This is a genomic window from Polaromonas sp. P1_G2 (assembly GCF_056405515.1).
The window spans coordinates 1-8,602 of record NZ_JBFUBY010000184.1; the positions used below are offsets into that span (position 1 = coordinate 1).

Genomic DNA, 8,602 nt, shown 5'->3' on the forward strand with positions numbered 1-8,602 from the left:
GAGATGCGGCCGAACACACCGCGCAGCGTGCCGTCCTTGCCGGCGGTGTCGGTGCCCTGAAGGATGACCAGCAACTTGAAGCGCTTGTCGGCATAAAACAGGTTCTGCAATTCGTCGAGTTCGGCCGCCAGCGTGTCGACCAGGGTTTTGTCCTGCTGCTTGTCGCCGCTGGAAAAAGGCTTGGCGGCCGGGTCCAGGCCGGCCAGCGCCCAGGCCTTCGCTTTTTTGCCGGACGGCGGCAGGCCGTCGGCATCGGTCTGCGGCGGCTGCCATCGGGACAGCAGCCTAGCCAGGGTCTTGAGGTCCGCCTTGCCGGCCGAGGCGTCGGGAAAAAGGGGAATGTCTGTGCGGGTAGAGGGCATGGGGTCTCCTGTGTCCGGCTGAATGGCTGGGACGGCTCGTCGCCGTCCGTTGTGATTGTGCATGGCGCTTGGCTTTTGCGGAGTGATGGCTATGACGCCTGGCTTTTCTCCCTGCTGTTGCCGGGGGCGACGGCCCGGGAATAAACTTGGCTTGGCGGTTTCATCCGCCGCCGGCTCACTTCACCACTTCATCGCTTCACATTGACAGGACAGGCAACGCCATGACAAGCCCCACATCCGCGGACACTTCCTCCCCGCTTCAAGTCCGGCCGGCCGCCGGTTATGCCGGAGACATACCGGCGCGCCTGGCGCTGCAGTGGATGCAGTCAGGCGAGGCGGTGCTGGTGGACGTGCGCACGGACGCTGAACGCGAATGGGTGGGTTATGTGCCGGGCGCCGTGCCCCTGGCATGGAAGCAGTGGCCGGGCATGGCGGTGAATGCGGGTTTTGATGAGGGGCTGAAAGCGGCCGTGCCTGCCGGCAAGAAAGCCGTGCTGCTGTGCCGCAGCGGCGTGCGTTCGGTGGCGGCGGCCAAACGCGCGGCGGAACTGGGGCTTGAGGCCTACAACATCCTGGAAGGCTTTGAAGGCGACGCCGACGAACAGGGGCAGCGCGGCCGCAAGGGCGGCTGGCGTTTTCAGGGCCTGCCGTGGAAGCAGGGCTGAAGCACCAGAAAAACCCCGCTAAACCGGGGGAAATTTGTACCTTTCGTAACTTCAACCTGTAAGGGGATGGCGTACGGGGCTCATAAAAATGAAGTGAATAGTTCACACCACGACATCTGAGATTTGTTGTATGGAGGTACCCCCTGTCAGTTCTGACAGGGGGTAACACGTATCAATTTGTTTGAGCGCTTTCAATGGGGTTCTTCTTTCCAACGGAGCTCCCCCATGCAAGTACTCGAACGCGAACTGTCACCCGCCGTCAAGGCGCCTAACAACCCCGCCCTCGGCTCCCGCCTGAGCGAACGCATCGCGCGCGATTTCAAACCGCGCTGGGACCAGCAATGGGGCGGGAAATTCATGCTCCATGGGCGGACACCCGACTCCAATGCCATACGCCTGGACGGCAACGATTACCTGAGCGTGACGGGGCATCCGCAGATCGTGCATGCCCAGGTCGAGGCCTTGCGCAAGGAACAGGAGTTTGTCGTCCAGTCGGGCGTCTTCCACCTGAACCAGCACCCGACGCACACGCTGGAGATGGCGCTGGCCGGCTGGGTCGGCAAGGACGACGGTTTTATCTGCCAGTCGGGCTACGCGGCCAACGTCGGCCTGCTGCAGGCGATTGCCGACGCGCAGACGCCGGTCTACCTGGACACCCTGGCCCACGCCTCGCTCTGGGAGGGCGCCCACGCGGCGCGCGCGCCGGCTTTCGCCTTCCGCCACAACGACCCGGCCCACCTGGCGCGCATGATCGCCCGCAACGGCCCCGGCATCGTGGTGGTGGACTCGGTCTACAGCACCACCGGCGCCGTTTCCCCGCTGGTGGAGATCGTGGACGTGGCCGAGCAGAACGGCTGCATGATCCTGGTCGACGAGTCCCACTCGCTGGGCACGCACGGGCCGCAGGGCGCGGGCCTGTGCGCCGAACTGGGCCTGACCGACCGGGTGCACTTCATCACCGCCAGTCTGGCCAAGGCCTTCGCGGGCCGCGCCGGTTTTTTCACCGCGCCGGCCCACATGCGCTACTACATCCTGTGTTCGAGCTTCCCCAACATCTTCAGCTCCAGCCTGTTGCCGCACGAGATCGCCGGCCTGGCGGCCACGCTGGACGTGATCCGCAAGAGCGACGACGCGCGCGTGCGCCTGCATGCGAACACCCGCCGGCTGCGCGGCTCGCTGAGCGAGCTGGGCTACCCCATCCACCAGGGCACCCAGCAGATCATCGCGCTGGAAGTCGGCTCGGAAAGCGACACCATGGTGCTGCGCGACCGGCTGGAGGAACGCAACGTGTATTCGTCGATGTTCTGCGCGCCGGCGACCAGCGCCAAGCGCGCCATGATGCGCATGACGCTGAACGCCGGCTTGACGGCTTCCGAGCTGGACCACGTGGAAGCGGTGGCCCGGGAGATCGCGCCCATCGTGAAGCCCTGGGATTGGCCGATCGCGCGGCGCGCCCGGGCCGGGCAGGCCGAGGCATGACGCCATGGCCGCACGGCCCCGGCGCGGTCCGCGTCAGTCTTGTAGCTGTCTTTCGCCGGAGGTGGCGATAAAACGCTCGTGGCTGGTCATGAAGCCCGGGCTGAAGGGCTCGCCGATGCTGAAAAGCGCGGCGTGGAGCACGGCCTCGCCGGAGGAGATCGCGAAAGCCTGCCGCGGCTGGGGCTTCTGGCCGCCGCCCAGCGCCAGCTGCAGCTCCAGGTCTATGAGTTTTTTGCCCACGGCCACGTCCGCCACGGTGGCCGCATCCCAGCCCTGGGACTCGGCGATTTCCGCGAGTTCGCGCAGCTTGCCCGCCGGCTCCAGCTGCAGCCAGCTGGCGCTGCCCTTGCGGTCCAGCGCCAGCACGCCGAAAGGCGCGCCTATGACCACATGTTCTATCCAGCCCTGGCGCAGCGCGAGGTTTTCAAGCTCCTGCGCGATCGTGGGCTCGCACAGCAGGGCGTGCTGCTCGCGCGACAGCGTGGAGCGCCAGGTCTGCTGGTGCCGCCCGTCGGGTTGGYGCAGCAGCGCCTGGATGGCGTCGGTCAGGCGCAACCGGATTTCGGGGGATTGCTTTGGAATGAACTGCTCGATCAGCCCGCGGTTGAAGGCCGACACGGCGAGCTGCTCGTCGGCGCGCCCGGTCAGCAGCACGCGCGCGCCGGACCAGCCCGTCAGCTCGCTGAGCACCCGCAGCCCGCTCATCGCCGGCATCGAGTAGTCCACCACGCAGACCTGGGTGAGCGCAAAGCGCGCCGTGCCGTCTTCGCGCCAGTACTGCAGGATTTGCGGGATCAGGGCCGAGCCTTCGCGCCAGCGGTTGATGATCTCCTGCTGGCGCCAGGCGTCGGCTTCCCAGCGGGCCGGCTCCTTCAGCAGCAGCTCTATGCAGGCCACCGGGCGCAGGAACAGGCGTACATACCAGTCCAGCGGCATGACTTCAGCCAGCATTTCAAGATAGTCCGGGTCGTCGTCCAGAAAGACCACGCCTCCCGGCCGGCGGTAGAGTGCAAAGGACATGTTTGTCGTTTTATGGAAGGTTGTCAAAAGCAGTCATACAGTTGCAAAAAACAGGCCGTCAAGGCGCGATGGGCAGCTCAATGGTAAAAACGGCGCCCACGGCAAACTCGGATTTCACATGAATGTTGCCGCCTGCACTTTGTACCACTTGCTGGCAAAACGCCAAACCCAGGCCGTGGCCGGTGCCGCGGTTGCTGGAGAAAAAAGGCTTGAAAATCTGCGGCAGCAGGGCGGCGTCTATGCCCATGCCCTCGTCCGCGACGATAATGCGGCCGCGCCCCTGCGCCTGGCGCACCTCGATGCGCAGCGCGCCGCTCGGGTATTTGGAGTCGGCGGCCATCAGCGAATGCAGGGCGTTCTTGATCAGGTTGTCCAGCACCTGGGAAAACTGGGTGGCCGAGGAACGGAAACTGAAATCGTCATGAAGGATGACCTTGACGCAGTCGCGCTGGCGGCTCGACTGGTAGGGGTAGCCCACCACCACTTCCTGCACCACCTGGCTGGCCAGGACCCGTTCGGTGTAGCGCGGCAGCTGCAGCAGCTTGGCGTTGGCGATCTGCGTGTCGATCTGGTGGTTCATGTTGCGCACCAGGGCGTGCAGGCGCAGCGCGAGCTTATCCAGTTGCTGCGCGCGCGGGTTGTCGGGCTGGCGCTGCACCTCCAGCTGGATCGCGTCGCCCAGCAGGGCCGCCGTCGACAGCGGCGTGCGCAGTTCATGCGCCATGATGCCGATGGTGGTCAGCGTGCTGGAGAGTTGCTCCCGCCGCAGGTTGGCAGAGGACAGGTTGAGCACCAGGGCGATCGACCAGGCAAACGCGAACACCACCGCGTGCACGGCGCGCTGCTCCGTCGGCAGCAAGGGAACCGCGGGACCGATGGCCATGAAGGCCCCGAAGGCCAGCAGGCCTCCCGTGATGGTGCCCAGCGTGGCCAGGCGCCAGTCGGTCACGTGGTAGTAGATCAGCACCATGGCCGCCATGGTGGCCAGCCATACCGTGCTGCCGCTGTTGCACAGGTACATCCAGCTGAACAGCACCGGCAGCTCCACCCAGAACACCAGGCCGAAGACCCTTTGCGCCAGGCGGCTGCCCGGATCGTGGTTGACGCGCCGCGTCATCAGGCTGTAGCCCAGCAGGCTGGCGCCCACGCGCAGAGGCAGGTTTTCGTAGGGCTGGGGCAGCCAGGCCGACCAGATCCAGGCGAACAGGGCATTGCCCGAGAAAAAAGAAAGCCCCAGCCACCACAGACGCCGTGGCGATGGATGCAAAATGGGCTCCAGCGGGGCGAGTACCAGTTCTTCCCGCAGCCACTGGAGCAAGGGACGCTGTGCCAGCCACGCATGAAAGCGGGCGCTCCTCACTTTAGAAATCTCTCCAGCACAACAGGGAACCTGACCGATGATGCATTTGACATGTGACTGTATTGTCCCGGTTCTTTTTCCGTCAAGCTAATGCTGTTACCTGCCAACTTTGACAGCGTGAGCCTGGACGGCGTCATCAGCGACTGGCTGAGCGCCCTGCGCGAATTCTCCGTCGAGGCCCTTATGGTGCTCGGCCCCGACCCTTTTGCGGGCCAGGAGGACCGGCTGGTGCTGGCCATCCACCCGCCTCGCCTGCTCGATGCGGCCGAAGCCCTGGCTGAAAGCCGCGACTTCGGCGCGCCCTGGCGCGACTCCGACGCGCCCCTGGTGGCCTGGCAGGATATTTCCAAATCGGCCTTCGAAAACCTGGGCCGCTGGCGCCGGCTCTGGCTGGCCCACGGCTACCAGAGCGTGGTTCGCATCGCCTTCCCCGTCACCGTGGGGCGCGCTTTCGAGTGCTACCTCTTCAGCCCGCGCCAGTGGCACGACCGCAGCGAGGCGGCCCTGCTGGCCTGGTCGGCGCTCAACATCTGGCCGCTGCTCAAGCGGGCGCTGGCCGAAGCGCGCAGCCCGCTGAGCCCGCGCGAGCTTGAGTGCCTGAGCCTGGCCTTCCAGGGCATGACCGCGCGTGAAAGCGGCGAGCAGCTGGCCTGTAGCGAACGCACCGTGAACTTCCACCTCTCCAATGCCATGACCAAGCTCAGGGTCGACAACAAGCTGGCCGCCATCCAGCGCGCCTGCTGGTTTGGCTTGATTTGAGCCGGTATTTTCCGTAAAGCCCTACTGGAAACCCCTAGGCGGCCGCTCGGGGCCGTGCGCCAAACCTGTTCATAATCCGCCAAATGACCTTTCTAGCGCTTGATGTGGGTAACACCCGCCTGAAATGGGCCCAGTACGAGGCGCCCGCGGCGGGTGCCAGGCTGCTGGCGCAGGGGGCGGTGTTCCTCGAAAACATCGACAAGCTCGCGGAAGAGGAGTGGAATGCGTTGCCCGTGCCTACGCGCATCCTGGGCTGCATCGTCGCCGGCGACGCCATCAAGCGGCGCGTGGCCGAGCAGATGGAGCTCTGGGACGTGGCGCCGCGCTGGGTCGTCTCCAGCCCGCAGGAAGCGGGCGTGAGCAACGGCTACGACCACCCGGCCCGCCTGGGCGCCGACCGCTGGGTCGCCATGATAGGCGCGCGGCATCGCCTGCTGGCGCGCGGCGTGCAAAAGCCCTGCGTGGTCGTCATGGTCGGCACCGCGGTCACCGTCGAGGCCATAGACGCTTCCGGGAAATTTCTGGGCGGCATCATCCTGCCGGGCCACGGCATCATGCTGCGCGCGCTCGAGTCCGGCACGGCCGGCCTGCATGTGCCCACCGGCGAGGTGCGCGATTTCCCCACCAACACCAGCGACGCGCTGACCAGCGGCGGCACCTTCGCGATTGCCGGTGCGGTGCAGCGCATGGTGGAAAACATCACGCGCCATTGCGGCGAGACGCCCGAATGCATCATGACCGGCGGCGCGGGCTGGAAGATGGCCCCCAGCATGTCGGTGAAATTCGAGCTGGTGGATAGCCTGATATTCGACGGTCTTCTGGAAATCGCTTCCCGCCGCTTCGCTCCTTAGGCGGTGTCACCCCAGGGGAGCATCAGTGTCACGATGGAAAGTTTGGCGAATTCCGGCACGAATTCGTCAATGATGCGCTGCGGCTCCGGGCACAGCGTGCTGTCGGTGATCACGCCGAACTGCACGCCGCCGCCGTAGCTCAGGATGGACACGCCCAGGCCCACGTCACCCGACTGCGGCACCCAGAACATGCTTTGCTCCAGCGTGGAACCGCAGAACTTGAGCTTTTCGCGCGGGCCCGGCACATTGGTCATGACCGCCGTGGTCTTCTTGGCGAAGAGGTTCAGCATCACGTCCTGCGCCGGCTTGATCAGCAGGCCCGCCACCGCCAGCAGGCTGAAGGCCAGCAGCGGCTGGTAGCTGCCCTTGAGCGCGGCCATGCGGCGGCGCACTTCGTAGACACGCTCGATCGGGTTGTCCACGCCTATGGGCAGCACCAGCGGCACCAGGCCGAAGCGGTTGCCCAGCTTGTGCGCCTGGTCGAGCGGCCGCAGGTTCACCGGCACCATGGCGCGGATTTCCTGGCCCGCCACCTCGTCGCCGAAAGTCTTCAGGTACTCGCCGAGGGCGCCGGCCACGCAGCTGAGCAGTACGTCGTTGATCGAGCAGTTGAGCGCCTTGCCCACGGCCTTGACCTCGTCCAGCGGAATCGGCTGGCACCAGGCCACCTTCTTGGCGCCGCCGGGCTTGCCCTTGAGCCGGGTTTTGGAATCGTCGGGCATTAGGGCCAGCGCGGCGCCGTCCTTGAGCACCTGCATCAGCACCTTGGCCATGTCGAAGGAGCCGCTCATGCCTTGCTCCATGCCTTTTTTCGGGTCCCCCAGCATGCCCAGCGAACGCGCCGCGCCTTCGCCCACCGCGCCCAGCGCCTTGACGGTGATGTCGGTGAAAGGCTTGAGCAGGGTGTCGGCGATCCAGTCTTCCGTGCCCGCGGCCGCCGCGGCCTTCTTGCGCCGCTCCGGCGGCGGTGCGCCGCCGTCGACCAGCGACATGGTCACCGAGATCAGCGCGATGCCGTCGGCGATGCAGTGGTGGATGCGCACGATCATGGCGCTGCCCTTGACGCCGTCGGGCCCGGTGTAGTCCTCGATCAAATGGATTTGCCACAGGGGGCGTTTCGGGTCCAGGCGCTGGGTGGCGAGTACCGCCACGCGGTCCTGCAGGGCCTGCTCCTGGTTGGCTGATTTGGGCAGTTTCTCGGCCACCACGTGTTTGGCCAGGTCGAAGTTGCGGTCCATCACCCAGGTGGCGCCGGCCGCGTCTTCCATCACGCGCTGCTTGAAGCGGTCGTACTTGAGCAGGCTGTTTTCAATGCGTTCGCAGACCGCCGCGTGCTTGACGCCCGGCGCCAGTTGCCACACGCCCACGATCATCATGAGGTTGGCGTCGTTGTCCATGCGCAGCCAGGCCGTGTCGACCTTGCTCATGCGCTCACCCGAAATGCCCAGGGTTCCCGAGACGGCCCGCTTGACGTTCTTCTGGACGTTTTTTGCCACTTTCCGGCCGGCGGCCTGGGCGGTAACGCGTGTAACCATGAGCACTCCCAAATGCAAAACTGCTGCGAATCCACCCCGGATGGGGTAACTTCCCTATTTTGCGGGTAACCGCCTCGCTAAGATACCGGGCAGTTACCCCAAGCACCGTCATTGGTGACCCACTTCTAAAAACGGAGATCCCCTTATGTCAGACCTGAAAGCAGCCTTCGACAAAGCCATGGCCGATTCGAAAAACCTCAGCGAGCGTCCTGACAACGCAACCTTGCTGAAGATCTACGCGCTCTACAAGCAGGGTAGCGTTGGCGACAACGGAGAGAAAAAGCCCGGCTTTGGCGACATGGTTGCGCGTGCCAAGTGGGATGCGTGGAATGGTCTTAAGGGTACTTCGCAGGAGGATGCGATGCAGCAGTACATTGATCTGATTGCTGATTTGAGCTGAGCCTTTCAGGCACGGATTGGCCGGTCTTGCTCCGGCCTTTGCGCGCTCTGCTGAGGGTTGCTGGCCGGGGGTAGCCCGGCGGCTACTCACTTTTCTTTTGCTTCGCCAAAAGAAAAGTAAGCAAAAGAAAAGGCGACCCTGGTTGCTGCGTCCCTTCGCTGCGCTACGGGC

At 65.0% G+C, this 8,602-nt stretch carries 8 protein-coding genes and 1 pseudogene; 5 read left to right on the top strand and 4 right to left on the bottom strand.

The annotated features are described in order from the left end of the window. A pseudogene (locus AC1D0P_RS17555) lies at nucleotides 1-362 on the bottom strand (PPK2 family polyphosphate kinase); the annotation flags it as partial. Nucleotides 363-583: 221 nt separating this feature from the next. Between AC1D0P_RS17555 and AC1D0P_RS17560 the strand changes: the two are divergent. Then, nucleotides 584-1,027 carry a rhodanese-like domain-containing protein gene (locus AC1D0P_RS17560; RefSeq protein WP_477677921.1) on the top strand — a complete coding sequence of 148 codons (444 nt, stop codon included), beginning with the start codon at nucleotides 584-586 and terminating at the stop codon, nucleotides 1,025-1,027. A 225-nt stretch (nucleotides 1,028-1,252) separates the two neighbouring features. After that, the gene (gene cqsA, locus AC1D0P_RS17565) at nucleotides 1,253-2,506 is read left to right on the top strand and encodes an alpha-hydroxyketone-type quorum-sensing autoinducer synthase (protein WP_477677922.1); all 1,254 of its coding nucleotides are present in this window, start codon (nucleotides 1,253-1,255) and stop codon (nucleotides 2,504-2,506) included. 33 nt (nucleotides 2,507-2,539) lie between these two features. Here cqsA and AC1D0P_RS17570 read toward each other — a convergent pair whose 3' ends face one another. Beyond that, nucleotides 2,540-3,526, bottom strand: coding sequence for a response regulator (locus tag AC1D0P_RS17570; protein ID WP_477677923.1), 987 nt, complete (start codon nucleotides 3,524-3,526; stop codon nucleotides 2,540-2,542). Nucleotides 3,527-3,584: 58 nt separating this feature from the next. Continuing rightward, on the bottom strand, nucleotides 3,585-4,886 hold the full coding sequence (locus AC1D0P_RS17575) for a sensor histidine kinase (RefSeq protein ID WP_477677924.1): 1,302 nt from the start codon (nucleotides 4,884-4,886) through the stop codon (nucleotides 3,585-3,587). A 90-nt stretch (nucleotides 4,887-4,976) separates the two neighbouring features. On the opposite strand from AC1D0P_RS17575, the gene AC1D0P_RS17580 reads away from it, so the two are divergent. Next, entirely contained in the window at nucleotides 4,977-5,645 is a 669-nt protein-coding gene (locus AC1D0P_RS17580) for a helix-turn-helix transcriptional regulator (RefSeq protein ID WP_477677925.1), read from the top strand. A gap of 83 nt (nucleotides 5,646-5,728) precedes the next feature. Then, nucleotides 5,729-6,496 (top strand): type III pantothenate kinase, encoded by a 768-nt coding sequence (locus tag AC1D0P_RS17585; RefSeq protein ID WP_436156772.1) that lies wholly within the window; start codon nucleotides 5,729-5,731, stop codon nucleotides 6,494-6,496. On the opposite strand, the gene AC1D0P_RS17590 is transcribed toward AC1D0P_RS17585, so the two are convergent. Further along, the gene (locus tag AC1D0P_RS17590; RefSeq protein WP_477677926.1) at nucleotides 6,493-8,031 is read right to left on the bottom strand and encodes a wax ester/triacylglycerol synthase family O-acyltransferase; all 1,539 of its coding nucleotides are present in this window, start codon (nucleotides 8,029-8,031) and stop codon (nucleotides 6,493-6,495) included. The two genes, AC1D0P_RS17585 and AC1D0P_RS17590, sit on opposite strands and share 4 nt — an antisense overlap. Nucleotides 8,032-8,176: 145 nt before the next feature. Between AC1D0P_RS17590 and AC1D0P_RS17595 the strand changes: the two genes are divergently transcribed. Continuing rightward, nucleotides 8,177-8,431 carry an acyl-CoA-binding protein gene (locus tag AC1D0P_RS17595; RefSeq protein WP_477677927.1) on the top strand — a complete coding sequence of 85 codons (255 nt, stop codon included), beginning with the start codon at nucleotides 8,177-8,179 and terminating at the stop codon, nucleotides 8,429-8,431. The last annotated feature ends 171 nt before the right edge of the window (nucleotides 8,432-8,602 follow it).

Coding starts and splice junctions, on each gene's coding strand:
- AC1D0P_RS17560 (WP_477677921.1), top strand. CDS start 584: ATGACAAGCCCCACATCCGCGGACACTTCCTCCCCGCTTCAAGTCCGG.
- cqsA (WP_477677922.1), top strand. CDS start 1,253: ATGCAAGTACTCGAACGCGAACTGTCACCCGCCGTCAAGGCGCCTAAC.
- AC1D0P_RS17580 (WP_477677925.1), top strand. CDS start 4,977: ATGCTGTTACCTGCCAACTTTGACAGCGTGAGCCTGGACGGCGTCATC.
- AC1D0P_RS17585 (WP_436156772.1), top strand. CDS start 5,729: ATGACCTTTCTAGCGCTTGATGTGGGTAACACCCGCCTGAAATGGGCC.
- AC1D0P_RS17590 (WP_477677926.1), bottom strand. CDS start 8,031: ATGGTTACACGCGTTACCGCCCAGGCCGCCGGCCGGAAAGTGGCAAAA.
- AC1D0P_RS17595 (WP_477677927.1), top strand. CDS start 8,177: ATGTCAGACCTGAAAGCAGCCTTCGACAAAGCCATGGCCGATTCGAAA.